Below are 26,925 nucleotides of genomic sequence, written 5' to 3'. Positions count from 1 at the left end.
AAAGCGCTTTGCTCGCGCCGAGTATTTACGGATTGTGAGGGCTGTTCGCACCGGTTTTATCAACACTCTTACATGCACGCCGTCATCTCGAACGCAGTGAGAGATCTCCCAATCTTGGTTTGTGCCAGCATTCGGAGATCTCTCACTGCGTTCGAGATGACATGGCATGACACAGTCGATGAAGACTCTTTTATTTAAGAAAAAAAAATCTGCATTTCTATTAAATCTCTTTCCCAATGAAAAAGCTTGACCCTATAGTAACTATAGGCTTTATCTTGTTCATCAACAGGCAGGAGATAAGAACAATGGCTGAATGGCTGGTTAAAAATTTAAGTCAATTAACGGGCGTTTCTGTACAGACACTGCATCATTATGATCGCATTGATTTGTTAAAACCTTCGTTACGTCTTGTTAATGGCTATCGTGTTTATACAGAAAAAGATTTATTAAAACTTCAGCAAATCATTGCCTTGAAATTTTTCGGATTTGAGCTGTCACATATTAAAGAATTGCTCGAGGATGAGGGTGATGCCCTGCAACACTTTGCTAGCCAGGCACAGGTATTGGAAAAAAAGGCGCATGCGTTGCTGGAAGGTGCTAAAGCCTTGAGGAATATTACCTCAGCGATGAATAAGAGCCAGCCAATCCCCTGGAAAACATTGCTTGAGCTTATTGAGGTGTATCAGATGACAGTCAAACTCGAGCACTCATGGGTTAAAGACATTTTTAGCCCTGAAGAATTAAGAGATTATGCGGCTTTTAAACGAGAAACAGATGAATCGAAACAACGCGCTTTTTTTGAGAAAAAACTATCTTTTTTAATCCATGAAGTGGGCAGAAATTTACATTGTGATCCCTCTTCCGAAATTGGTATTCGTTTGGGCGAAGAATGCATGAAGAATATCAACCAGTTATATGGAAAGAAATATGCTCATTTGCGGACTAAACAATTTGAAAAAGGATTTGCCAATGGATTAGGACTAAAAGAAAGAGGTCTGACTTCTGAAATTGTGAACTGGATGCAAAAAAGCATCAGCGCTTACTGGCAGGCCACTTTTTATGAACTGATTAAAACCTTTGGGGAAATTCCTGAAAAGGATTTTTTATCGCGCTGGAATGAATTAATCGATGAACGCTGCGGGAATAATTTTGAGCATAAGCAAAGGGTCTATGAACAGTTTTTAAGTGATGACAATGTTCCTGACGAAACAAAAGACTGGTTAAACCATTTAATGATAAATAACAATAATGTAGGGGGTTAAAATGAAAAATAAACCGGAAACAGTGGTGGTTGTGGGTGCAACCCGCGGTATTGGTTTAGGTTTTGTGGAAAAGTATTTAGCTTTAGATTGCAAAGTAATTGCCACCTATCGAGCGACTAGTAACCTGCTTAATTTAAGAAAACAACAGGAGCGCTATGGCGATAAGCTAATTTTATTGCCACTGGATTTGGCTGATACAACGCAAATTGACGCATTTACCAAAAAGGTTCATGAGTCCGAAGAAAAAATTGATTTATTGATATTGAATGCCGGAACAACCGGAAATAATGATGTCCTTAAGTTAGAGCCAAAACCTCTGGATCCAGCCACATTCTGGCAAGAATTGGAACTTTCCAGGAAGGTGCATGAGGATGGACCATTGCGGCTGATCCTGGGGTTAGAAGATAAATTGCAAAATGAAAATGCCTGCATCGTCTATTTAACCACGCCTCATGGCCTTGGTTCAAAAACTGTAGGTATTGACGCGCATGCTATGTCAAAAGCTGGGGGTCAGAGTATGATTTATAGCCGCTGCAAAGCGATGGTTAAAAAATGGGCCGATGCCTGTAAAGAGCCTGAACAACTGGCGCAGGCACCTGGCGCCTTCGCAATTTATCCTGGTTGGGCGAAGACAGATATGGGCGGCTCAAATGCTCGTCTTACAGTAGCGGACAGTGTCGACTCTATGGTTAAGGTGATTGACACTGTGATTAGTACCAAGAAATTTGCTGCAGTTTATTCATATAATGGTTCGGCAATGAACCCTAATGCCTATACTCCTTCAGAAGAGCTGATAAAAGTAATTGCGTCAGCAGAAAAAACAGCTCTGAAAATAGAAACGCCTGATGAATCAGCACAGGAAGTACGCTCGCAAAATCAGCAGATGTCCAATGCCATTCTCCCGACCTTGTCCATTTTTGCGCAAAAAGAGAGTGATGTGCGTACTAGTCCTCATGCCGGCAATCCTGTTCCTAATGCAAGCTATGCCCCTTCCGGGTTACCAGGTTGATAAATAAGCAATAGGTATCTACACATTTCTGACAACACAGTCAGCTCTTAGCCTATACCTCCCTCGGCTTGTGCACTGGACCCTGCGGACATGCCGCAGGGCGTAGTGGGCATTGCCATTAAGTTAAGGAAATTCTGCAATTGCATGTAGGTTGTGCCCTTGGCACAACATTGAGTTCTGGAGTGGTTCAACCCCTTTGTGTGGGCCAAGGGCCAAACTACAATGTTTCCTTAACTTAATGGCAGTGGACGTAGTGGGGAGTTGTAGATCCCTAAGGAACAAGTCGCGGTCAGCGAGAGTCAATTTGATATCCTAGTAACCCCTGGTAGCCAGGTTCTCACCACGAGCGATAGTACTTTGTACAAACTCACCGACTTTTTCAGAACTGCTTATTCCTGCCAATTCTTTCGCATTGAAGCTGGTTTCCGGCATTTTCCAGCCGCGCGCGCTTATAAACTGATTGAATTCATTGAGGCTATGAGGTGAATACAAACCCATGGAATTTCTTTTTGTTTCGCATACGGATTTAACCAGGGACAAAATGACGCTAGTTTCAGAATCATTTAAATGATCTCTGCTTTCTAACCACTCATTGATTCGATTTAAGGCTGCTGCCTTGGCATCAGAACCGCTGTTAAACCATTGCTTTCGGCCGTTCTTTTTGTCTTTAATATTCTCTGACAAATCAGCAATCAGCTGTTTAATCTGAGCAAGCGGCGATAGAATATGTATCTCTACACGGGAGGATTCGGCAGTATTTGCAGCCATTACAAACTCAATATCATTATCTTGCAAAATTTTTTCGAGCACCGAAATATGCTCCTCCCTGATTTTTAATTTATAACGGGAAGGCACAATAACTAATGACTCATAGAATCGCATATCCTCTTCGTGACGCATCAACGTCATCGTCAAATTTAGCAACTTAGTGAAGATCAAGGCATTCGTGTAGCCAATACTGACCAAAGCCTCAGCAATTCTGGATTTTTTCTCTTTGTTTTCTGAAAACATAGAGATCAGTTCTGCAGTTTGCTCATCAGAAATAGCACTGACTTCCAAATCGCCCAGCAGCCCTTGCTGGCGATATTGATTAAGTGCTGTCGCTAAATGCAAAAGGAAGTTATCAGCAGTAACGATTAATTTCTGCCTCTCCAATAAAGCATCTCTCAGCAGCAAAGCAATTACAGTCTGTCCCTCCATTGAAAAAGTTCCATTTTCCCCATCTACCTCACAATGAATCCTGGGGATTGTAAGTTGATTAAGTTGATCATGAGCAATAATCCTTCTCATTACCTTTGTTATCAGTTTTCCTCTTTCCAAGGAGTCCATGTTTTCCTTTGACTCGTGTTCTGCAAACAAAGGGACGATCAAATTTTCACCAATTTTATAATTAGTAATAGCAGCGGTGATTAACTGGACACAAATTTGCTCTTCCTGGTTCATATTTTCAGGCATTACCCAAGGCATAAAAAACTCCACATTTTTGACGACAATCGAATGGGACTATTATCTCATAAACCGACTCGTTTGTGTTAATATTTTATACAGAAATGTGTTTTATTAATCGAAGCGACCATCGCAAATATACATTCAATCAAGATCGGTTAAGGATACCCTTTTTGTATAAAATCATTGATAGCCATATTGGTTCTCAGCAAATGGGGAATAATATGACCCGTGCTTTCGCAATTAAGCTTTCTTTTGATGTTTTCAAAATGCTTGTCAACCGTGCGTTTTGAAATGTCGAGAATATCGGCCATTCTCTGAAAATTGAAACCAAAATAATAAAGATAGATTAACTCTCTTTCTTTATAAGTTAATTCCTTATTGGCGATAAAATTAAATGGTAATAAATTAAAATCAAAAGCTTCATCATTAACCATTGACTGCAATCGTTTATCCGATTGTTTCACTTCTAAAACAGCGTTCTGTAAACAGTTTGTATGGGCTCTTTTATGCAGCACAAAGACTTCATTCATCTGCACAATAAAATCTGCGGGCAATACTAATGTGTTCTCATTAGTTAACAATTTACGGCAACGCCTGCCTAAATCCTGGCTGATTAGCTTTAACATATCCAGGTTATTCAGCGCGAAATTGCCGCCCTGGAGCGGGTCGCAATGTGCAGCGAAGGTATATATTTCAGTGTAATCAGGCTGCTTATTCGCGATATCAAAAAAATACCGATACTTATTATCCACCAGCACTTCTTTAATCACATTAGGAAGAAGTGAGTCCTGCAAAACATCGCAGGAATAATAATTGCCGTAATTATTGGAAAGATTATCGATAATTTGTTCAGCATATAATTCATTTTCCAGGAACACGTCAATTAAGGTATTGTCTGAAATAATCTGTAAATAGCGTCCCTGTAAATCAAAATACAAATAGCCCCAATTGCAGATTACTGTTTTGTCAAAAATGTGCTGATAACAACCCTTGAGATAGGAGGTATACATTTTCATGTGCTTGTAGCAGTTCATTGAAGCTCACCAGGCATCGCGACTATTTTTAGTATAGCTCGCGAATTTAATCCTAAAATCGAAAGCAGATGCAGAACATAAAAAGCACAAATATGATATAATATAAACACTACCGCTTATTGTGATGCACCCATGCCAAGAAAACATATCGATCCCCAAAAATTTACTGTTAAAAGGAGTAATGCGCTTAATAAGACCACGGTTAAAGCAGAAAAAACTGCAAAACCAGATTCCCAGTGGTATTACAAACATCCAAATAATATCCGAGCTCCGGAGAATACCCTTCCGAACCAGCATGCCTATGAGCTGGAGGCCATTGCCAGTGATTTATTCCGTTTTATTCTCGGTCTCTCACGAGCGGCCAAAACACGCGTAGTAAAATCTGACTCTGTCGAGGCTGTCGCATCTCAACACAATCCGGCAGGGTACAAAACGGCAAGCCCGAAAGAGTTCGAGGAGGTCATGAAGGATCCCGGAATGATTTGGGCTCTGTCTGTTCTCAACGAGGGCGACTTGAATCCTGCTAATTTTGGCGTTAATGACAACAACGAAACGGCGCATATTGATTATGATTTAAGCCTGGAACGCTTAAAAGCCCGGATGTATGGCACTACGATATATAGTAGACATGGTGCAGTCGATATAAAACCCAGTGAATTGTTAGCCGTTCTGCTCCCACGAATGGAAAGAGATGAAAAGGATTTACAATCAGAACCAGCAAAGATAGAAGCAAGGAAAAAATTCTTCCCCATATTGCTAAAAAGCCTTTTGCTCACTCCAGATGTTCTGGATACTATTAGCGCTCGGCACACCGAGCTCCCCTTATTACGAGAGGGCTTAAAAACCTTCATGTCTGAGCAACTGGACCCTGTAGATAAACTTCTAGGCTCTAAAGCCCTTGCTGAATACCTCATCAATACCGATTTTCAGCAACTCGAACCTGAGCTTAGACAGTTTTTTAAATTTGAATTTAAATTAAATGAGCGTGAAGCAGACAGATTATTGACAGCCATTGAGGATCGCTTTATCAGCGTGAAACTTTTATCCCTTGATAAGAACCCGGCATTGCTGAAACGCTATGTAGAAACTCCCAGAAGTGAAGAAGCTCAGGAAAAACTCCTGAAAAATATGAGACTGCTGGCCGCTACTCATTCACTTGAAAATATACCAGCCGTATTGCATCGACTGGGTAAGGACCATTACACACTCAGTGATTTTAATGATACCAAAACACTGGAAAGCTATCTGCCAAAAATACGGCAGGCCGAAGCCAGTCAGTGTAAACGAGTCCTCGGTGAATTATACCGGGAAACTCAGGCGCCTGATTTTGCAGGCGATAGCCAAACGTCTGTTCTAATCAAAAAAAATCTGCTGGGCCATCAACTGGAAGCTAATGATTTCAGGGCAATCAAGGCGACCCGCTATACGGTAGACACCTTTGCAGATGATTCGGATTTATTGAAAAAGTATTTAACCCAATATCATCAGAACGATTATGAGCAGTACAGCGTCATTCTCAAACAATTATTCGAACAGGCGCAACAAAGCAACATTCCAAAAGACTCTTCCCAGTATCGTCTGCTGAGTAAATTGCAGCAGCTGGATGAGTACAAGCAGCAGCGAAAGGGACAAGCAGAATACAAGCATTATCACGGATACTTTTTCGGTTACTCGAAAACCGAAAAGCTGGCGGCGGTGAAAGGAGGAGAGGAGCAGCTGCTTGGCATTACTGCCGTTCTTGATAAAAAGCAGGAGAAAGCCTTAAATCAGGGTGAGTTAAAAAGCAGATGGAATGGTCCATCCTGAGCAGAACAGCTCCAGGGTTAAAATCAACCCTCACCCTGGCCGTCACTGCCATTAAGTTAAGGAAATTCTGCAATTGCATGTAGGTTGTGCCCTTGGCACAACATTGAGTTCTGGTGTGGTTCACCCCTTTGTTGGGCCAAGGGCCCAACCTACGATGATTCCTTAACTTAATGACAGACCCTAGCCCTCTCCTAAACTTGGAAGAGGGGATTTTCTCTTATGTTTACACCCGCGCCGGCTCAGGAATAACAAAAAATTCATTAACTTAATGGCAGTGAGGGCTAGAAAGAAGGGCTTAAGAATCAACCTTCCATCAGCTTATGCGGCAAACTTTCCAGACGACCGGCCTGAGTGACCACCACATAATCGAGTTTGCGTTGCAACTCACTGATGCTATCAGCACCGGCATAGGTTAAACCGGAACGTAAACCGCCGATAATATCAGCAATTGTGCCATCCTGAGTGTCACGATATTGCACTTCGGTGGCCACGCCTTCGGCTGTTTTCCATTCATTCATTTGTCCGTGGAAATCTTCCTGAGCTTCACGCGAAGCCATGCCGCGATAGCGCTTGACCTTGCGCCCATCTTCTTTGGTAATAACTTCCCCGGGCGTAGGTTCAGAACCTGCCAGCATACCGCCAATCATTACGAAATCAGCGCCAAAAGCGAGCGCTTTCACGATATCTCCGGAGGTTCTGATCCCGCCGTCCGCGACAATGGAACGATCAGTCCGTGCGCACTCCTGTATGCAGGTCAACATAGGGATACCGAAGCCGGTTTTAATACGCGTGCTGCAAACGGAGCCGCCGCCGACTCCTGCCTTAATGATATCAGCGCCGCAAGAAGCCAGATAATCAGCACCGGCATAAGTAGCAACATTTCCCGCCATAATACAGCGGTCGCCGACGATTTTACGAAGCTCCTTCAACATCTTGCCTACATACTTGGCATGACCATGCGCCACATCCACGCAAAAATAATCAGCACCCGCGTCGCGCAGCGCCTCGGCTCTTTGTAACTCAGCATCAGAACATCCCACCGAAACGAACACTGGCCCAAGGCATTGCTTAAACTCGCTGATATTCTCTTCGATACTTAAAAAGCGATGCAAAGCGCCCATGCCGCCTTTGCTGTGCATGAAATTGGCCATTTTGCTTTCGGTGATCGTGTCCATGTTGGAACTGATCACCGGCAATTGCAGCTTGAGCTTACCCAGTCTGTCTTGCATGCTGATATCAACGACACGCCTGGATTCATGGTGATTGTAAGCAGGCACCAATAAGACGTCGTCAAATGTAATGGCTTGAGTGTGCATTGTTTATCCTTTGTAAAACGCGTACTATAAATGGTCTGCCGCATAATGTGCAAGCCTTGATCGCTCTCCACGCGTTAAAGTCATATGCGCACTGTGTTGCCAATGCTTAAATCGGTCCACGGCAAAGGTCAGTCCCGAGGTCCTTTCTGTTAAATAGGGCGTATCAATCTGCTTGATATCTCCAAGGCAAATGATCTTACTTCCAGGGCCTGCACGAGTCACCAGAGTTTTAATCTGTTTGGCTGTCAGGTTCTGCGCTTCATCGATAATGATATAGCGGTTTAGGAAGGTGCGGCCGCGCATGAAATTCAATGAGCGGATTTTGATTTTATTCTGCAGTAAATCCTGGGTGGCACCCCGCCCGAAACTTCCCCCTTCCTGCGAACTGTGGAGCACCTCAAGATTATCCATCAGAGCACCCATCCATGGAGTCATTTTTTCTTCTTCTGTTCCAGGCAAGAATCCAATGTCTTCACCTACTGGAATGGTAATGCGAGTCATCAGAATTTCATTATAACGATTCTGATCCAGTACCTGGGTCAGACCGGCAGCGATAGTGAGCAGCGTCTTACCGGTACCTGCGGAACCTTGCAGAGTAACAAAATCAATATCCTGATCCAGCAAGAGATTTAAAGCGAAATTCTGCTCGCGATTACGCGCATTAATTCCCCAGACGCCATGTTTGGCCTGCGTATAGTCTCTGGCAACCTGAACCACCGCATGCTCGGGTGTGAGTTGTTTAACAATACCCTGGAATTGATTATCGCGGGTACTGATGCAGTCATTATAATACCAGTGCTTAATCAGCGGACCGCTGATTTTATAATACGACCGTCCCCCTTCCTGCCAGGCATTCATATCCTTGCCATGCGCATCCCAGAAGTCATTTTCCAGAATATGGAGACCGCTGTGTAAAAGATTAACATCATCAACGACCAGATCATTGTAATAATCTTCCGCTAAAATCCCGAGAATACCGGCTTTTATACGCAGATTGATGTCTTTGGAAATGATAATGACCTGACGCGGGGCGAACTGTTTCTGCAGGCCAAGAGCGGTCGCCAGAATGGTGTTATCCGCTTTGTGTCCGGGGAGAGAAATTGGCCTCACCCCTTCAAATTCATGGGTTTGAAAAAACAGGCGGCCGCTGCCCTTGTGATCATGATTATTGAGAACGCCATTTAGCGGCAAACCAGCCACAACCTCCTGATGAGTAGCATGCGCCATTAACTCCACCAGCATACGGTTCACCTGGCGTACGTTTCGCGCCACTTCCGACAAACCGGTTTTGTGACTGTCGAGCTCTTCGAGAACGACCATAGGTAAGTAAATATCGTGTTCGTCAAAACGATAAATAGCAGTGGGATCATGCATCAGGATATTGGTGTCGAGTACAAATAACTTTTTAGTATCCATAAGACCGCCTTATTATAGTAGTCATCAACACAACTCACTCCCTGCATAGATCATGCCTGAAGTGCTTTCAACTCATCCAGAACTTCCTTCACGTGATTGTCCACGCTGACCTTGCGCCATTCCTTGCGCAATACCCCTTCAGGATCAATCAGGAAGGTGCTGCGTTCAATTCCCCTGACCTGCTTGCCGTACATCATTTTCATTTTGATGACATCAAACAAATTACAAATGGCCTCATCCTGATCACTTATTAATTCAAATGGCAGTTCCTGCTTGCATTTAAATTTATCATGCGAGCTAAGACTGTCGCGGGAAATTCCAAGAATTTCAGCATTGAGATGTTTAAATCTGGAATGGGCATCACGGAAATTCTGACTCTCCAGGGTACAGCCTGGTGTCGCGTCCTTTGGATAAAAATAAAGCACAAGCCATTTGCCGCGATAATCACTAAGTTTCTGCTCAAGATCATTTGTGGCAACAAATTGAAAATCCTTAACCAGTTCACCTGTTTTCATAGTAATTCCCTGATTTAAAGTTAATATCCTAGTACAATTCGCAAGAAATAACCTCTCTTTTTATTAATCTGCATACTATAAATCTCTTACTCAGAGTATAATTCCAACATTTAGTAATCCGAAGAATTCATTATGTCAAACGACCACTCTAAAAACTCAAGCATTGCGCTTAATAAAAAAGCACGGTTTGATTATTTCATCGAAAACGAATACGAAGCGGGCATCGTTTTGCAGGGATGGGAAGTCAAAAGCCTGCGGGCAGGAAAAATTAATTTGTCCGATGCGCATGTGATTGTAAAATATGGCGAGGCATTTTTACTGGGCGCCCAGATTCAACCCTTGCCCACTGCTGCCGCTCATTTACAGCCAGACCCCACTCGCACCCGTAAATTACTGTTAAACCGCCAGGAGCTTAATCAACTCATCGGCAGCGTCGAGCGCCAGGGATATACCTTAATCCCCTTGTCTCTGTATTGGAAAAAAAACCGCGTCAAGATGAAGCTGGCTTTGGCAAAAGGTAAAAAAACGCATGATAAGCGGGATAGTATCAAAGAACGTGACTGGCAGCGTGAGCGGGCAAGGCTGATGAAGAAGCGTTGATGAGGGTTATTACAGACTTAAACTTAATCCCTTACCCCACAGCTATTCTCATCATTACCCACATGTCTTTCCAGGTTATATTTGACAATAAATCATTGAGAGTTCTAATCTAAATGGATGAGGGCTGGTGCTATTGTCATTCCCGCGCAGGCGGGAATAACAGTTAAATTTAATTTATGGACGTGATCAGCAGCCCATGTTACACCCTGTTCTTCAGGCAAGATCAGGTTTTACAGACTCTAAGGAGAGAGCTATGCCAAACTGCACCAGGATGTGCCGGTTTTTGTTTGTTATTATGCTGTGGCTGCCCTTTGGCCTTTTTGCTGCACCAGCAGTTAAAGCGATGGTAATTTTTGGCGACAGTTTGTCTGACACAGGCAATACAACCCACTTGCTTAAAGCATTGCGGCAAGATGAACATCCTGCCTTTCTGGTTAAACCTCTTAAAGTGTTTGTAATTAACAAAATGACTGAATTTGCCAATGATTACTATGTGCCGCAGGTGGTACTGGATTCAGGCATTGATTTGGTCACCCATTTTTTTGATGAGGATTTGGCCCCATTACTAGCCAATTTAATCGGTAAAGTCAGACAGGTTCCTGTATTGCCGGGTGATCCCTACTGGCAGCATCATTTCTCAAATGGCCGTATCTGGAGTGAATACCTGGCGCCGATGCTTAATGTCGATCGCGAGGATTTGCGCGTTTTCGATGATCAGGCATTTGGCGGCAGTTGGGCGGTGAGCTATGATTATCAGCTGACTGTGTGGAATTTAATCCGCCATCCAATCAATACTCTGAAAACACTGGTGGTCGGAAAATTAATTCCCCCGAGTCTTGGATTGACGATTCAATCCTATTTATTGGTCCATGAACACCTGGACAGCCAGACTATATATTTTGTGTTCAGCGGCGCTAATGACTATGTTAACGTCTTAAAATTTGAGGACAACTATAATCCGGCGGTAATGAACAGCTATATTGACAATGTGCTGGATGGCCTGGGTTCCGGGGTAAAAAAACTGGTCAGCGCAGGAGCCACACATATCGTGGTCATTGGGTTGCCCGAAATTGGTCATATTCCCAAATTCAACCGTACCTATGACCGTCCGGTTCTTAATAACGCCATTCAGCAGCATAATGAACGCCTGGCTCTTCGAGTTGAAGAATGGCGGCTGATCATGCCTCAGGTCGACTTTCTCTTCATCCCCGTTCAGTCTTATTTTGAAAAAGCCTTAAACAATCCGGAACAGTTTGGCATAAACAATACAATGGATGCCTGCATCGATATTAAACTACCAATGTTCCATACGCTTGCCGGATCACCATTCGCAGGAAACTACGTTCTTGAGTATTTGCAGGTTCTTCACTATCGCGACAGTAATTTTGCGGCAGGTGATAAAAATTATCATGTCTGCGATAATCCGGATGCCTATTTATTCTGGGACGAATTGCATCCTACAACCCGTGTTCACCGCTATCTCGCCTATGAAATTTGTGAGGCAATGAAAGAGCATGGATATCGAACTCAATGCCAGACACCCACAAATCTTTAGATTGTGGGGGTTTTTGTGGCATAATTTCAGGTTCTTTACAATGAATAAAAAGCCCGGTCTTGTTATATAGGCAATAATTAAAATATGAAGGAGCCATTATTATGTGTGGAATCATCGGAGCAATCTCCCAACGAGATGTGAGTCGTATTTTGCTGGAGGGTTTGCGCCGTCTGGAATATCGTGGATATGATTCAGCAGGTATTGCAGTTATCGATTCGCATAGCCGTCTGAAACGTGTTCGCATGCAAGGCAAGGTCCAGGCATTGGCAGACGCCATGCAGGAAACCGCCATTGCCGGTACGATAGGAATTGCACACACTCGCTGGGCAACTCACGGAAAACCCTGCGAACTTAATGCGCACCCTCATTTATCACATAATGAAATCGCCATAGTCCACAACGGTATTATTGAAAATCATGAAGCACTTCGCGAAGATCTAAAGACCAAAGGCTATCAATTTACCTCAGAGACAGATACAGAAGTTGCTGCTCATTTAGTCCATCACTTTTATCAGCAGCATGAAAATCTTTTGCGTGCCGTTCAGGAAGCAAGCTCTGCCATGCATGGGGCTTTTGCAATTGGCGTGATTCACCAGCAACGCCCTCATGAGCTCATTGCACTACGCAAGGGAAGCCCGCTTGTGATTGGCATAGGAATCGATGAGATGTTCATTGCCTCAGATCCGCTGGCCTTGCGATCGTTTGCGCAATCGGTGATTTATCTGGAAGAAGGCGATAGCGCCCGCCTGCATAAAGGACAGGTAGAACTGTTTAATGCACAGCTAAAACCAGTTAAACGTCCCCATCATCCGCTGGAAGATGATGGCCAGTCTGCCAGCAAAGGCCCCTATCGCCATTTTATGCTGAAAGAAATTTACGAACAAACCAAGGTTTTGACTGATACGCTTGAGGGCCGTATTCAAAGTATCGATATACTCAAAGCCAGTTTTGGAGAACGTGCAAATCACATTTTTCCGCAAGTCAGGCAAATTCATATTGTCGCCTGCGGCACCAGCTACCATGCCGGATTAGTCGCGCGCTATTGGCTGGAGTCTCTGACAGGCATTCCCACTCAGGTAGAAATTGCCAGCGAATATCGATACCGCGATGTTGTTGTTGAAAAAAACACTCTTTTTATCACTGTTTCTCAGTCCGGTGAAACAGCCGATACGCTGGCCGCTCTATACAAGGCAAAAAATTCAAACTATCTGGCCACATTGTCCATTTGCAATATTGCCACCAGCACTCTGGTCAGAGAGTCTGATTGTGTTTTCCTGACCCGCGCTGGTTTAGAGATTGGCGTGGCATCAACCAAGGCATTTACTACGCAATTAGCCGCTTTTTTAATGCTGGCTGCTGCATTATGTAAAGACGAAAGAGCGCATACAGTATTGCAACAGTTGCAGGAGTTACCCTCATGCTGTGAGCGCGCTTTGCAAATGAGTAATGAAATTGAGAGCTTATCGGCATTATTCGTTTCAAAATCCCACACCCTGTTTCTGGGAAGGGGAACGCAATATCCCGTCGCTCTGGAAGGCGCACTCAAATTGAAAGAGATCTCCTACATTCATGCGGAAGCCTATCCCGCCGGTGAGCTTAAACATGGTCCTCTGGCGCTGGTTGACAAACATATGCCGGTCATTGCCGTCGCTCCCAATGATGAATTACTTGATAAACTGAAGTCCAATCTTCACGAAGTCAGTGCACGTGGCGGCCAGCTGATTGTTTTTGCGGACGACTCTCACAAATGGCAGCCCAACGGGGCCAGACTCATTCCGGTTCCCGCCTGCGGATCATGGATAGCCCCCATTGTTTATACCATCCCCTTGCAGTTACTTGCCTACTATGTAGCCGTAGCAAAAGGCACGGATGTGGATCAGCCGCGTAATCTGGCCAAGTCAGTAACGGTCGAGTGAGCCTGTAATTAATAATTGAAAAGCGGTATTCGTTCGTAATTTATTGATTGAAATTCATCTGGCCCGACCGTTTACGCTCGGGCTATGTAAAAAGATAAATCAATGAGTACTCCCAAATACCTGCTTATTGTATATAATCACCGCTGAAAATCTCGCAAATTAAATACTGATAAGTATATAATGCTGGCGATTTAACAGTTTTGTCTTACGGGGATGTGAATGTCACAAAAAATGCTGTCGGCTGCAACCATCATTGCACAGGAATTGAAAGTGAATGTTTCTCAGGTAGAAACCAGCATTCGCTTATTGGATGAGGGCGCCACTGTTCCTTTTATTTCCCGCTATCGTAAAGAAGTAACGGGCGGACTTGATGACAACCAATTACGGCACCTGGAATCGCGCCTCTATTATCTGCGCGAAATGGATGAACGTCGTAATGTCATTCTTCAGTCGATTAAAGAGCAGGAAAAATTAACACCCGAGCTTGAAGCCAGCATTCTTGCCGCTGACACCAAAACAAGGCTTGAGGACTTATATCTGCCCTACCGCCCCAAACGCCGCACCAAAGCACAGATTGCCCGTGAAGCAGGACTCGAGCCGCTGGCCACATCGCTCCTGGCAGATCCCAACTTATCCCCCGAGCAGGAAGCGCTCAAATTCATTAATGCTGAGGCAGGCATTGAAGATGAAAAAGCAGCACTGGAAGGTGCCCGACAAATCCTCATGGAGCAATTTGCAGAAAATGCTGAACTGATTAACGAGCTGCGCGAGTATTTATGGCAACATGCTGTTTTAAAATCAACAGGCAGTGCCGCCAGTAGCGACAAGAAAAATAATGCCAGCAAGTTCTCGGATTATTTTGCTTATGAAGAACCATTAAAAAAAATCCCCTCTCACCGTGCCCTGGCATTATTCCGCGGGCGTCGGGAAAGCGTTTTACAATTATCGCTTCAGCTCAATGACAATGAGAATTACGGTGAAGAGCATGTTGGCCGCTATTTCGGTATTGTTGATCAAAAACGTGCCGCTGACGCCTGGCTCCAGGAAACAGTCCGCATGACCTGGAAAATTAAATTATTCACCAAACTTGAGCTTGAATTACTGGCCCGTTTACGAGAGGCAGCGGATGAAGAAGCAATCCAGGTGTTCGCCAGAAATTTACGCGGCTTATTACTCGGTGCCCCAGCCGGACAAAAAATTACCATAGGCCTTGATCCCGGCATCCGCACCGGCGTGAAGGTGGTAGTCGTTGATATTACCGGAAAGCTGCTGGACTACACTACCATTTTTCCTTTTGCACCCCACAATGAATGGCATCAGTCTATCGCTGAACTGGCCAAACTGGCTGCCCGTCATAATGTCAATCTACTCAGTATTGGAAATGGAACCGGCTCCAGAGACACTGAGCGCCTGGTTGCTGATCTGATGAAAATGTATCCAGATTTGAAATTGACTAAAATCGTGGTAAATGAAGCAGGTGCCTCCGTCTATTCCGCTTCTGAATTGGCGGCCAATGAGTTTCCTGATTTGGACGTGACATTACGTGGCGCTGTTTCCATTGCCAGACGCCTTCAGGATCCTCTGGCAGAGCTGGTTAAAATTGAGCCTAAATCGATTGGTGTAGGGCAATATCAGCACGATGTAAATCAGACACGTCTGGCACGTAGCCTTGACGCCGTGGTAGAAGACTGTGTGAATAGCGTTGGGGTCGATGTCAATACGGCTTCGGTTTCTCTGCTGACTCGCGTTTCAGGCTTAAATGAAACCTTAGCGAAAAACCTGGTGCAGTATCGCGATGAAAATGGTGTATTCAGCAGCCGTGAAGAACTGAAAAAGGTTCCGCGCATGGGAGAGAAAACCTTCCAGCAGGCTGCCGGTTTCCTGCGTATTATGAATGGCGCAAATCCACTTGACGCCTCTTCAGTACATCCGGAAGCCTATCCTCTGGTTGAAAAAATACTGGCCAGACATAATATTGAAATCCGACAAATAATTGGAAACCATAAGCTTCTGAACAGCGTTAATGCCGCAGAGTTTGCCGATGATCAATTTGGTTTACCCACCATTCGTGATGTGCTTCGTGAGCTGGAAAAACCTGGACGCGATCCACGTCCTGAGTTCAAAACCGCCTCCTTTAAAGAGGGGGTGGAAGATATTAGCCAGCTGGAAACAGGTATGATTCTCGAAGGCGTCGTCAGCAATGTGACTAATTTTGGTGCCTTTGTCGACGTCGGTGTTCATCAGGATGGTTTAGTTCATATTTCAGCAATGACTAATCGTTTTATCAGTGACCCGCACACTATTGTAAAAGCCGGCGATATTGTCAAAGTGAAGGTGGTCGAAGTCGACAAGGAAAGACGACGAATTGGCTTAAGCATGATTCTGGATGAGGAAAAGTCAAACGTTCCGGCGAGAAAGCCCGGCAAGCCGACCGAATCAGCCAAAAACCCTGGGCCGAAAAAAATATTAAAAGGCTCTAAGCCAGCTCATGATAAGAAACAGCCCGAAAAACCAGTTAAGAAAGGGGTGTTTAATACGGCAATGGCCGATGCCCTGTCCAAATTGAAACGTGGTTCCTGATATGACTGATACTCCGCGCGGCGAAATTACCATTCAAACATTGGCCATGCCTGCCTCAACGAACGCCAACGGCGATATTTTTGGCGGCTGGATTGTTTCGCAAATGGACCTGGCAGCCGGAGTATTGGCAAAGAAGATATCTCATGGCCGCGCAGTTACCGTGGCGATTAACTCAATGACATTTCTAAAGCCCGTACACGTAGGTGATGTGGTCAGCTGTCATGTTGAGTTAGTCAAAACGGGTAAAACCTCAATGACAATCGCTGTTGAGGTTTGGGCCGAGCCTGGCGCCGCTGTATCTGGAAAATATAAAGTAACCGAAGGTATATTTGTTTTTGTAGCCATTGACGAACATGGAGCGCCAAGACAGGTACCTCAGACCCCATGACTGAAGACTTTACGAAACTAAAACAATGGATTGAGCAGATGGCGGCGTTAATTGAAAATAATGCCGATCCAGAGCCCCATTATGTGAATTCTTTTCTCCAGGAGCCTCATCTGGCTTCTCAGCTGGTTGATCTGCTTGATCATATGTCTGAAGAGAAACTGGAGGAAACACGCTCCTATTATTCAGCCTGTATCTATGCATTGGATATTTGTGTCGCTCAACTCCAGTCTGCACTGGAAAGCGGCAGTAAATCGGCGATTAAAATTCTTGATCAACTGATGTCGCATCTTGCTCGTACTATCAGAACCGCCTCGCACACGCTGAGTTTCTGGCTGCCTATTTTAAACGCCTTTTACGATGTGCATGCCGAACTGTCAGACGAGTTGCGCGATGCCTATCTTGAGCTGGCGGGGCAGGAAGAAGAAATTAGTCCTGAAGAAGAAGTTAATCATCTTAAAGCCATCCAGGATATGATTAATGAATTATCAGAGCTAAGTATTTTCGATATCGCCGAAAACTTTTTTGCTCAGAGCTATGCCATGCCGGTGGAGTTCTTTGCCGATCTGGTATTTGATCTCTACAGCATTCCGGAAGGTCAGGATATTGCCTTACTCATGTTGCTTCACCCCAAGCACTTCGTTCGGGAAATAGTAATCGCAGCCCATGAGGAAATTGTTAACGGCGTGACTTTCAGCTCTGCGTCGCTGACCCGCTTGCAGGCTATCAAGAATTGGTATCCTGCAGAATATCATGAGCAGTTTAATCGCTGGATTAAAATCCAGCGGAAAAAGGGAGTCATTCTACAGCCTCCTCCTCACGGGGAAATTAAGCGAATCAAGGCCAGTGAAGTTGATGGAAGCGGCGCTCAGGGGCTATTTATTCATGTAAAGCTTGGGCGAAACAACCGGCTTTGCGGCTTGCTATTCAAAGATGAAATAGGAATAAAGGATGTCTGGGTCACCCCAATAATGACCACTGCAGAAATAAATCGTTATTATGAAGAGGCCTTTGACGATAGTGTGACCTTGCGTGTGGTCGATCTTGATTACCACCGTGTAATTTGTGAGCATTTTCTGGCGATGACGCTAGCCAAAAATGAGGTTCCTGACCTGCATTTTCTTGAAATGCAGGAACTGCTTGGGGTGCATTTCACGCCGAAGGCAATTGATATTCCAGCCGTGATAGAGGACCTGTCGGTTCAAATCCATCCCTTTACTCCTGAAATTGTTGAGATGTCATTCAAGCGTTCAAAAAGCTGGTTGAAAAATAAATCATTCACCGAATCCTGGTATATCGAGAACGCTCATGTCGATAAGCTGGTCAACCGCTGCAGCAGTTTTGTCGAAGGGATCAAAGTATGTTCTATCGATGAAGCGACCGAGGAAGTGTTTTCCGAGGAGTTTGAAGCCCGCCGTGAGAAGTGGCTCTTTCATTTTTTATGGATTTCACTGTGGTTAAAAGCCTCCAGCCGGGCCAATGAAAAACTGTGGCAAGACAGTTTTTTCATTGCACACGCCATCTTCAATGGCACTCCGCTCAAAGATATTCCGGTAATGCAGGAAATTGTCCGCCAGACAATCTACAACAGTATCGAAACAATGAACGAACGCCGCACGCATTTGAATAAAGAATGACTCGCACTGTGATTTCCCACCCCGTAAACATTACGGGGCGTAGTCAATACGGGAACAAAAAACAATCGAAAGTGAATATTATTAGCTCATCATTTATTTGCGATGAGGTCAATCATGAAAATCGTTTTATTAACTGGCGCACCCGGCAGCGGTAAAAGTACTCAAGGCTCTGCCTTAATGGCACTGAACAGCCAATTCAGGCATTTGTCTCTGGGCGAAGTGGTTCGTCGATATCTTGAAAATCCCGAACATCCGATCACTAAAGAATACAAATCACTGATAAGTGCTGGGAATTTATTGCCAGATCAGGTTATTAAACAGATCCTGGCTGAAGAATTAGCCGCAATTACTGACCAGGATAGCGTTATTTTACTCGATGGCTATCCACGCACCGAGGCACAATACCAGGACTTTATTGAAGGATGGGGGCAGCCTGCAGCTTTAATTCATCTGGATATCGACCAGGAAACACTTAAAGAGCGTCTGACAGCTCGTGAGGATTCTCGCTGTGATGATAATCAGGATGCAATTCAAAGACGTTTGAATTTTTACCAGCAAACTACTCTGCCCTTGATCAGTCAAATCAAGGAAAATCTCGGTAAAAAAGCAATCAGTATCCACAATGCAGAGGCCATTCGACCCACCAGCCTTTTTATTTATGCTAATTTGCAGCGAATCGATGAAGTCCATACTGTCTTGCAAAAGACCAATGAAGTTCCAGCACAACAACCCGTTATTGACAGCGAAATAAGACCTGCCGGCTTAAGTTCTGTTTTATCGCAACTGTGGAAAACCGGCATCGAGTACAAATCAATCAAGTCCTTGCAGGAAAATTACAAGACACAGAATTTATCCTTTTCTCTGTTTAATAAAACAATGGTGTATCTTGAAACCGCCGCTGAAGTAAGAAAAGTACTGGAATCTAAAAGCCATTTAGGTCATGTGTATCGTCATTTCTCACAGGCTGCCGGCTTGAAATACGAGTTTGTCGCCACTGATTCTGGCGATGACCGTCATTTTGTCGATCAGCAACAGCAGGTGAATGTATGGAAATTAATCCATAGTGCATTTGGGCAAACGATTAAGAGTGATCGGCAACGCATTGAACGTTTAATTGATGAGCACCTGGATCGCCATTTTTTCGCCACAAAAACCTTTGAACTGGATACAGCATTCGATACATTTTTCAGCAGCTTCTGGTCAGAGTATCTTTTTGGAAACAATGTATCTTTGGAAGCTTATCAGCATACACGTCATCAGATACTGTCAGCGATGAAGCAATGCTTTTATAGCAATTATTACAAAAGCCTGGATCCAAGCGGCTTAACGTCCTGGCTCTATGAACTGCCCGTCAATAAAGAACTGCAGACCGCTAAAAAAGCGATTCAGGAATATATTGGCAAAGCCACAAGTCAGTCGATGGTCAAACGCTTTGAGGCGGATTTAAATTATTTTAATGAAAAAGAGCAGTTGGGTCTGGATGCGAAAACAATCGCTGCGATTGTTTCTGATTGTGTGTTTGATCTGATTTTTGAACCTGACTTTCTTGAGAATGTCATGTATGAAGCGCTTGCCATAGCCGTCAAAGAACATGCTGATCTTCGAGATCCTATGGTGCGCGCCCGCATCTATGAACAAGGACTGGATAAAGGCTATCTCTTCCCTATACGCACCCGCATTCTGGATGAAGATATCCAATTGGCGGACGGTACCAGCCTATCCGCAGGCACAATGGCCTGTCTGAACCTAAAGCAAGCGGGCATTTATCATTCGGCGGGCGCAAGACGCTGTGTGGGGCAGGCTTATACGCATTATTTTAAAGAACATTTTTTCAACCGCATTGAAGCCGTTGACTTTAAGATAAAGGCAGTCACTGAGCCTGCGGACAGACAGATAGGCAATGAAAATGTACCCGTTTCACCAGAGCGATATCTGGTGAGCTGGAAGTTAAAGCGAGATGAAGCCATGCGCAATATGTCTCATCACGCTTATAAGGGAAATCGCTTCTTTGATGTATTAAAGTTACATGAAAATGCCGGTTTGAATACCCATATGGTCAGACAGATGACATTAAAAATTCAGCGCTATATAGAGAAAAACAATCTGGCCTGGAAAGATGTGGTTATCGCTACCGCTGAGGTGCGCGGGATTCCCATTGCCTCTCAGGTCGCAGGTCAATTGCAACTGCCTCTTTACACCATTCGCAAAAAAGGCGGATATAAGATGCCTGATGAAGCAGTGCAGCGGGAGAATATACAAAAAGGCTATGGCGACCCGGATGTACTCGAGCTTCCTACGGATAAGATCAAATCTCTGGCAGGTAAAACGGTTATTTTTCTGGATGATGGTATCGCCAGCGGCGAAAGCGCCGAAGCTTGTATCAAACTACTGCAAAAGCCTGTTTCCGAAGGCAAGAAGCCTGCAGTGGTTAAAATGGTTATGGCATTGTTACAGCACGATTATGTACAAACAAGCAAATTATCCCAGCTCCCGCTGGTAAAAACCTTGTTTGATTGCCGTTCCAAGGCCGCGGTGGTATCTGAAACCAATCAGACTTCAGAACAGACTGGTTTAATTATTCGATAACACCGCCCAGGACTCACTGCCATTAAGTTACTGTAGGTTTGGGCCCTTGGCCCAACAAAGGGGTTGAACCACTCCAGAACTCAATGTTGGGCCAAGGGCCCAACCTACATGCATTACAGAGTTTCCTTAACTTAATGGCAGCGGACCCAGAATAATATCATGGAAGAATGATGAGCAATGCAGTTCTGAAAAATAGTGTGCTCCTTTGCCGCATTTTTGTCTGTGCAAGGAGTATTAATGTAACCAGAAAAGATTAACCCAGACATACAAAGCAATCATGCCAATTACGGGAATTATCAAGAAGGCAAGAAACACATGGGTTTGAATACGGTTTTCGGCACTTGCTCGATAGAATTTTCTGAGCTTTTTCAAAAGAGCCATGTCATACCTCGTTTCATTAAAGAGAATGGCAGCCGTCAAACGAAGGCTTGCAGTTATTTCTCTCATAGTCTTCAGTATAACATCCTCTGCTTAAATAAGGGGTTTCTTTCCATAAAAATCCAGAAAGGCACGTACTTTTGGCAATTCATAATCATAGGCCTGGTAAAACAGATAAATTTTATAAGTTTTGAACTCTAGCTTGGGCAATATTTGAATTAACTCGCCACTTTCCAGTTCATTTTTTACTAATAGATCACCCGTCAGAAACAGGCCATGCCCATCTTTACAGGCTTGATTAAGTGCGTCGAATTCATTAATTAATAGGACCGGACGGTTAATTGAGATAGTGCTCCCATCAGCTAAGGGAAGCTGATGTGTTGGTTCTCTCAGCGTATGAGAAATAAAATGCGCACTGGCAAGATCTGCTTTGCTGGCAGGCAAACCATAGCGCTGTACATAACTGGGTGCGGCGCAGAGAATGTTCTTAACAGTGGATACGTAACGTGCTTTTAAGTTATTGGTGTACGGAGGAATTTCAGGAAAACCCATCATGATATCTGCTTTGGCGTCTGCCAAATCGCCATCTTCTTCGGTCAAAATTAGTTCCAGTTCAATTTTTGGAAAACGCTCTCTGAAATGCTTCAAATGAGCGAAGAGCCATTTTCTAGCCAGGATTGTTGAAACTAAAACCCGCAAACTACCCTGGGGCTCTGCGCGTCTGTTTTCAATAAACTGATCCAGTTTGTTAATTTCATTTTCAATAACCCTGCATCGCTGGTATAGCCTTTCTCCCATTTCCGTCAGGATGACGCGGCGCGTACTGCGCTTGAAAAGCTGAACTCCAATTTGCTGCTCCAGTCCTTTAATTTGCTTGCTTAGCGCGGTAGGAGTAATGTGCAAAATAGCTGCTGCACTGGCGAAATGCAGTGTTTCCGCCGCTTTGATAAAGCACTGTAGCGACTGATTAATTCTCATGATGGCCTCAATATTATGAACTTACGGTTCATAAATTATGGAAAACAAATCGTTTTATAAAGAGTATACCATCAATCTATAATGTACCTAGATAACGAAGGAGTTTAACAAATGAACTATCAATTCCATCATGTAGGTATTCCAACTACCGAAGTTCGTCCTGGTGAGCGATACAGTGCACCATTTAAAATGTATACATCGGGGGGAGAGGCTCCAACTCGCATTCAATACCACCGCTTTGAAGAGGGCTGTCCTTTGCATCCTTTAATTCAGACCAAACCGCACGTCGCATTTAAAGTCGACAGCATTGATGAGGCTATACGAGGAAAGAATGTGATTTTAGAGCCTTATTTTCCTTTTGAGGGATTTAGAGTAGCGGCGATTGAAGAAAATGGCTGCCCTATCGAATTTATTGAGACCAGTCTGTCTGAAGAAGAAATTTGGGGTGGAAGCGCTTATAAAAATTCGGTAATTTATCCCGAGAGTGAATAGATGCCAGTGCATTAAATCGCATCCTGTGGATAAGTTTGTTCATAAAATTAGTAAAGCATTCTAATTATGTATGAAATAATAGGCAACTAATTGATAAAAAACAATTTTTATAATTAGTTCTTGAGCAACAGCTCTGTGGATAAGTTTGTTAATACTTTCCTGTTTGTTTTAATAAACTGGAACTTATAGTAATGAATCTCTGACAGAGCAGCGAGTCTGCATCATTGCTGGCCTGGTCAGTTGGTTCAATTGTTGGAATAATAAGGAAAATTATGGCCGCTTCAGAAGACAAAGTGTTTGATGATCTATTTGTACAAATTTCCAAAAACTATCGCAATTTGTTAAAGACTAATCTTGCAGTGTATTTAAACGAATTTCCTGATTTTCCTGAACTTCTTGATTTGCTAAAGAAAAAAGGCTTTTTTAAGGAAAAGGAAGCAATTCCCTATACAGCCGCCGACTTTATCAAATCCTTAAATTTAAGTGAGCAGCAATTGCAGGCCACACCGGTCGAGCTGCTTGCCTCTCCCTCGCCCATTCTGGATGAAGCAAAGGAATATACATTCCCTGCCGTATTGAGCGCTCTTCATCCGCGCTTGAATTGTTATGTAGAATTAATTACTGATGTTCTGCAAAATAAACTGGCCCAAAACCCTTATGAAAATCCCGGAGCCCAGGAGAATGTCACCGAACAGGAGCATGCCCTTGAAGCGGGTAAGCTGAGCCTGATATTACTGAAGCGATTAGAGTATGTCCTGGGCCTGCTTTTTCATGACATCGCCCGCCCTTCAATAAGTGATCCTGAGCATGGTCATTCCAGGCATTGTCAGGAGGGAAGTGATATCCTGGCACCACTTGGTTTAAGTCTGGATTACGCAGGTCATCATGCATTTGCCAAGTATTTACTTTATCTATGCTGCCCTTCATATAAACAATTGATCAGCAATACTTCCACATCCACCTTAAAAATTCAGGAACAAGGGCTTTCGGCAGAAATTGAGGATTTGAACAGCATGGATGTGCAAAACCTTGCTAAAACATTTTACATGTTAATGTTTATGAGATTAATTGATGATGAGAGTAAGGTTTCAATCATTGACGTAAAAAGGCAGTTGCTGGGCCGACCGCTCGATTTTTTTGATGCAGGAACAATTCAAACCCTGGTTTGCAGGCAACTTGGAAGACATCTGCAGGAGCGGCTGGCTAAAGGCGAAGCCATTCAGGAAGTTAGAAATGCAATGGAATTGAAGCTTAACAAAGCTTTCACATTGCTATTACGGGCCAAAGACGCGAGCAATGCTCCCCAGTTGTATGAAAAATACCAGTCCATTTTAGATGAAATTAAACCCGCTAGCCTGTCTGCTCAAGCGCAGATGGCAATATAAGCCAGCGGGTGTCTTGATAGTCTTTGCGAGTTAGTGGTTTGATCCTATTATGTACCAGCCAGCCCGCAATGACTGTCAGCCGAACAGCTCAATCAGCGCTTCTAATGCTGGGATCTGCTCGGCATGGTACCGTAGTGTTTATGAATCGCAGTCATCCAGCTTGGATTAGACATATCTGGCCAGTGATCTTTATCGAATCCCGGGGACTTCTTCAAGGTTTCTTTATCGACACTGATAACAAAGCAATCCTGAGCCGGATCATAGGAGAAAATACTCCAGGGCATCGCAAAAAGCTTATCCCCCATCCCGAGGAAACCACCAAAAGACAATACCACATAAGCCACTTGTCCCTGATATTTATCGAGCATTAAAGCCTCGATTTTCCCCAGACTGTCTCCTTCACGATTCTTTACATCCACACCGATCACGTTGTCGGCATTTACAATTTGTCTGCTCATAACTAATCTCCCTTTAGTAAATAAAAGCCCTCAAATAAAGCAACCGTTGCTTTTGCTTCCGAAGTGGGTTCATAAATGAAGATACAAATCATGTGATGTGCAAAGCGAAAGAAATAAAGCGTTTTTTAAACCCCTTCGTACGATTGTAATTCCGGACCTCCTACCTTGTCTTTTGATAAAAAAAAGAGCTTATCACTTAAATTTTAGACCAATTACTGCTAAGTGCCAAGTAAAGGAATACGGCAAAGATTAACAGGATACAATTTATTTAATCAAAATAATGATTAAATTTTTCTGCTGAATTTTGAGAGTAAATACAGAATTTTAATTTATTATGCTTACAAGATGATAATAAGTTTCCTCACGAACGCTAGATGAGGGCCTATAATTAGACTGTAGGTAAGTTCCTCACCTACTCAATAAATCTCCGCATTTAAATAAAGCTAGCTTTACATTCTCTATTCTACTTCAGGGAGAAGCGGTATTTCATTAACGAAATAGAAGGAGATCCATCATGAGTAAACAAGATAATATGACAGTTCAGGAAGCCGGCTCTAAAGGCGGCAAGGCACGCGCAGAAAAGTACAGCGAAGAAGAACTCTCAGAACAAGCGAAACGTGCATCCCAGACTGTTGAAGAAAGAGAGCCCGGTTTTCATTCAAAAATAGGTGAAAAAGGCGGTAAAGCCCGTGGCGGCCGCAACGAAGATTGATGATAACTGAGCATAATACTAACCTCAACCTGCCACTCCCTTGCGAAAGCAGAGGAGCTGGCAGTTTTATCAATAATCTGTTCTTGCCATCTCTGATCTAATTGCAATTCTCATTGCCAGCAGCAATCTTGGTATTTTTTGAACATTCTATATAATTTTCCAGGTGAGTCCATATTACTATTTTTTTCTTAACGAAAAGGACACTTTGTGAAAACTTTCAAACCCGAAATAGCTAAAGCACCGGAAGCAAAAAAGAGAGAACAGACTTGTCTGGCAATCAATAAGCAGCTTGGCAAATATCAACATTTCAAACTGGATGAGATTCTTTCATTACCAGACGAGGAGCTAGTGGCTCTGGAGAACTTCTTACAGGATATATTCACCAACAAAGAGATTTTACGTCGATTCAATGTGACAATGCTCTACCATTTCAGCAAGATTCAGCAATTACGCACCCCCTGGTCAGGCTTTTGCAATTTTACTGATCTCGCTTCCTTATCAAAAGACGGGCTAGGGTTTCTATTAAATTTTGTCCTCCAGTCTCCGCATAGGCAAGGCAGTATGCAACTGGCATTTGCTGAGGCATTGGTAATGGTTAAATCCTTACGTCCTGCCCAACTTGCATTTCTGCACTCACTCCCCTGTGACTTCTATCCCCTGGTATTAAAGGATAACACTGTAAACTTAAAAACTTTGAACCTTTTATGCAGGCTTTCCGCTTCGGCAAAAACTGTCCTCTTTTCTCAGACAGCCAATGAGGATTTATTTCATTCGATACAATCTATTGCTCAAAGGCGCTTTATCGATAGGGAACGTCTCGAGCTCCTGTTTAATAGTCATTACATACTCAGTAAAGAATCCTTTAGCAATTCGCCTGAATTAGACATTCTTTTGAATAGCAAGCTGCCTGCAGAGCAATTAAAACCTGTTTTTTGGCTCCCCAAAGAAGAGGCGGCTGCTCGCATACCTATTATTCTGAGCGCTCAAGGAGTCGAGTGTCATCGCCAGGCTTATTGTGATTTTTTAACTCAGCTTGAAGTCTGTCCCGAAATTTTATCTTTTTATCAACAGTTCTTATTAAATGTTAAACGGCCCTCCAATGAGAAAGAGCGGGGGCTATTCTCTAGCCCGCAATTTGTAAAGGCTTACAAACAGAATTTTTTTGATATCGACTATTTAACAGGCTGCACCACAGTTGAAATGAAATTGCTTGCTAACTGTTGTGAAAGAGCCAGTCAGAAGAGCATTCGTAACGTCTGGGATCCAAGATTTGCTGCCTTTATGCGAGCCCAGGGGACGCAGGCAAGCAGTAATCATCGCCTGATGCCTGCCCCCTCCTCGATTTGCGCGGCACCTAAAGCCTGCATTAAATCCCCAGCAATCTGAATCTGCAACAAAGGAACCGGTTGCCTGCAACCGGCTGGTCACGTCATCTCGAACACAGTGAGAGATCTTC

General features: G+C 43.8%; 22 protein-coding genes. 14 read left to right on the top strand and 8 right to left on the bottom strand.

Annotated features, from left to right (window positions below; all coding sequences use genetic code 11):
* Positions 1–305 precede the first annotated feature (305 nt).
* Entirely contained in the window at positions 306–1,262 is a 957-nt protein-coding gene (locus LXA66_RS08785; RefSeq protein WP_233012832.1) for a MerR family transcriptional regulator, read from the top strand.
* 1 nt (position 1,263) lies between these two features.
* The gene (locus tag LXA66_RS08780) at positions 1,264–2,271 is read left to right on the top strand and encodes an SDR family NAD(P)-dependent oxidoreductase (RefSeq protein WP_233012831.1); all 1,008 of its coding nucleotides are present in this window, start codon (positions 1,264–1,266) and stop codon (positions 2,269–2,271) included.
* A gap of 312 nt (positions 2,272–2,583) precedes the next feature.
* Here the strand turns inward: LXA66_RS08780 and LXA66_RS08775 are convergent, their stop codons facing one another.
* Both LXA66_RS08775 and LXA66_RS08770 read right to left on the bottom strand, forming a co-directional pair.
* Positions 2,584–3,738: a hypothetical protein gene (locus tag LXA66_RS08775; protein WP_233012830.1), complete on the bottom strand. Its 1,155-nt coding sequence runs from the start codon at positions 3,736–3,738 to the stop codon at positions 2,584–2,586.
* A gap of 137 nt (positions 3,739–3,875) precedes the next feature.
* A complete protein-coding gene (locus LXA66_RS08770) occupies positions 3,876–4,754 on the bottom strand; it encodes a helix-turn-helix transcriptional regulator (protein ID WP_233012828.1) in 879 nt (292 codons plus the stop codon).
* A 132-nt stretch (positions 4,755–4,886) separates the two neighbouring features.
* Between LXA66_RS08770 and LXA66_RS08765 the strand changes: the two genes are divergently transcribed.
* A complete protein-coding gene (locus LXA66_RS08765) occupies positions 4,887–6,560 on the top strand; it encodes a hypothetical protein (RefSeq protein WP_233012827.1) in 1,674 nt (557 codons plus the stop codon).
* Between the two features lie 302 nt (positions 6,561–6,862).
* Here LXA66_RS08765 and LXA66_RS08760 read toward each other — a convergent pair whose 3' ends face one another.
* The 3 genes from LXA66_RS08760 to LXA66_RS08750 are packed head-to-tail and all read right to left on the bottom strand — an operon-like array spanning position 6,863 to position 9,807.
* Positions 6,863–7,876 (bottom strand): guanosine monophosphate reductase, encoded by a 1,014-nt coding sequence (locus tag LXA66_RS08760; protein ID WP_133139891.1) that lies wholly within the window; start codon positions 7,874–7,876, stop codon positions 6,863–6,865.
* A 24-nt stretch (positions 7,877–7,900) separates the two neighbouring features.
* Positions 7,901–9,292, bottom strand: coding sequence for a PhoH family protein (locus tag LXA66_RS08755; protein ID WP_058507069.1), 1,392 nt, complete (start codon positions 9,290–9,292; stop codon positions 7,901–7,903).
* 50 nt (positions 9,293–9,342) lie between these two features.
* The gene (locus LXA66_RS08750) at positions 9,343–9,807 is read right to left on the bottom strand and encodes a peroxiredoxin (protein ID WP_112219514.1); all 465 of its coding nucleotides are present in this window, start codon (positions 9,805–9,807) and stop codon (positions 9,343–9,345) included.
* A gap of 132 nt (positions 9,808–9,939) precedes the next feature.
* Here LXA66_RS08750 and smpB point away from each other — a divergent pair, with 132 nt between their 5' ends.
* From smpB to LXA66_RS08715, 7 genes are all read left to right on the top strand, one after another.
* The gene (smpB, locus tag LXA66_RS08745) at positions 9,940–10,407 is read left to right on the top strand and encodes an SsrA-binding protein SmpB (protein ID WP_233012826.1); all 468 of its coding nucleotides are present in this window, start codon (positions 9,940–9,942) and stop codon (positions 10,405–10,407) included.
* A gap of 253 nt (positions 10,408–10,660) precedes the next feature.
* On the top strand, positions 10,661–11,962 hold the full coding sequence (gene plaC / locus LXA66_RS08740) for a lysophospholipase/glycerophospholipid:cholesterol acyltransferase PlaC (RefSeq protein WP_233012825.1): 1,302 nt from the start codon (positions 10,661–10,663) through the stop codon (positions 11,960–11,962).
* A gap of 101 nt (positions 11,963–12,063) precedes the next feature.
* Positions 12,064–13,878, top strand: a complete 1,815-nt coding sequence (gene glmS / locus LXA66_RS08735; RefSeq protein ID WP_233012824.1) for a glutamine--fructose-6-phosphate transaminase (isomerizing) — start codon at positions 12,064–12,066, stop codon at positions 13,876–13,878.
* A gap of 219 nt (positions 13,879–14,097) precedes the next feature.
* A complete protein-coding gene (locus LXA66_RS08730; RefSeq protein ID WP_112219517.1) occupies positions 14,098–16,458 on the top strand; it encodes a Tex family protein in 2,361 nt (786 codons plus the stop codon).
* A gap of 1 nt (position 16,459) precedes the next feature.
* The gene (gene yciA, locus LXA66_RS08725; protein WP_112219518.1) at positions 16,460–16,846 is read left to right on the top strand and encodes an acyl-CoA thioester hydrolase YciA; all 387 of its coding nucleotides are present in this window, start codon (positions 16,460–16,462) and stop codon (positions 16,844–16,846) included.
* Positions 16,843–18,480 carry a hypothetical protein gene (locus tag LXA66_RS08720; protein WP_233012823.1) on the top strand — a complete coding sequence of 546 codons (1,638 nt, stop codon included), beginning with the start codon at positions 16,843–16,845 and terminating at the stop codon, positions 18,478–18,480. Before yciA ends, LXA66_RS08720 begins: the two co-directional genes overlap by 4 nt.
* A gap of 114 nt (positions 18,481–18,594) precedes the next feature.
* Positions 18,595–21,066: a nucleoside monophosphate kinase gene (locus LXA66_RS08715; RefSeq protein WP_233012822.1), complete on the top strand. Its 2,472-nt coding sequence runs from the start codon at positions 18,595–18,597 to the stop codon at positions 21,064–21,066.
* Between the two features lie 234 nt (positions 21,067–21,300).
* Here LXA66_RS08715 and LXA66_RS08710 read toward each other — a convergent pair whose 3' ends face one another.
* Together LXA66_RS08710 and LXA66_RS08705 are read right to left on the bottom strand one after the other, a co-directional pair.
* Positions 21,301–21,513: a hypothetical protein gene (locus LXA66_RS08710; protein ID WP_233012821.1), complete on the bottom strand. Its 213-nt coding sequence runs from the start codon at positions 21,511–21,513 to the stop codon at positions 21,301–21,303.
* Positions 21,514–21,537: 24 nt separating this feature from the next.
* On the bottom strand, positions 21,538–22,422 hold the full coding sequence (locus tag LXA66_RS08705) for a LysR family transcriptional regulator (protein ID WP_233012820.1): 885 nt from the start codon (positions 22,420–22,422) through the stop codon (positions 21,538–21,540).
* A gap of 111 nt (positions 22,423–22,533) precedes the next feature.
* Here LXA66_RS08705 and LXA66_RS08700 point away from each other — a divergent pair, with 111 nt between their 5' ends.
* The gene (locus LXA66_RS08700; RefSeq protein WP_233012819.1) at positions 22,534–22,914 is read left to right on the top strand and encodes a helicase; all 381 of its coding nucleotides are present in this window, start codon (positions 22,534–22,536) and stop codon (positions 22,912–22,914) included.
* A 272-nt stretch (positions 22,915–23,186) separates the two neighbouring features.
* Entirely contained in the window at positions 23,187–24,299 is a 1,113-nt protein-coding gene (locus LXA66_RS08695; protein WP_233012818.1) for a hypothetical protein, read from the top strand.
* A gap of 101 nt (positions 24,300–24,400) precedes the next feature.
* Here LXA66_RS08695 and LXA66_RS08690 read toward each other — a convergent pair whose 3' ends face one another.
* On the bottom strand, positions 24,401–24,757 hold the full coding sequence (locus LXA66_RS08690; protein WP_058507056.1) for a PRC-barrel domain-containing protein: 357 nt from the start codon (positions 24,755–24,757) through the stop codon (positions 24,401–24,403).
* 514 nt (positions 24,758–25,271) lie between these two features.
* Between LXA66_RS08690 and LXA66_RS08685 the strand changes: the two genes are divergently transcribed.
* Complete coding sequence (locus LXA66_RS08685) at positions 25,272–25,469, top strand: hypothetical protein (protein WP_233012817.1); 198 nt, start codon at positions 25,272–25,274, stop codon at positions 25,467–25,469.
* Between the two features lie 207 nt (positions 25,470–25,676).
* Entirely contained in the window at positions 25,677–26,855 is a 1,179-nt protein-coding gene (locus tag LXA66_RS08680) for a hypothetical protein (RefSeq protein WP_233012816.1), read from the top strand.
* Positions 26,856–26,925: the final 70 nt, after the last annotated feature.

Source organism: Legionella sp. 16cNR16C (assembly GCF_021297775.1).
Classification (GTDB): Bacteria; Pseudomonadota; Gammaproteobacteria; order Legionellales; family Legionellaceae; genus Legionella_C; species Legionella_C quinlivanii_A.
This window is presented reverse-complemented; position numbering and strand designations above follow the sequence as displayed.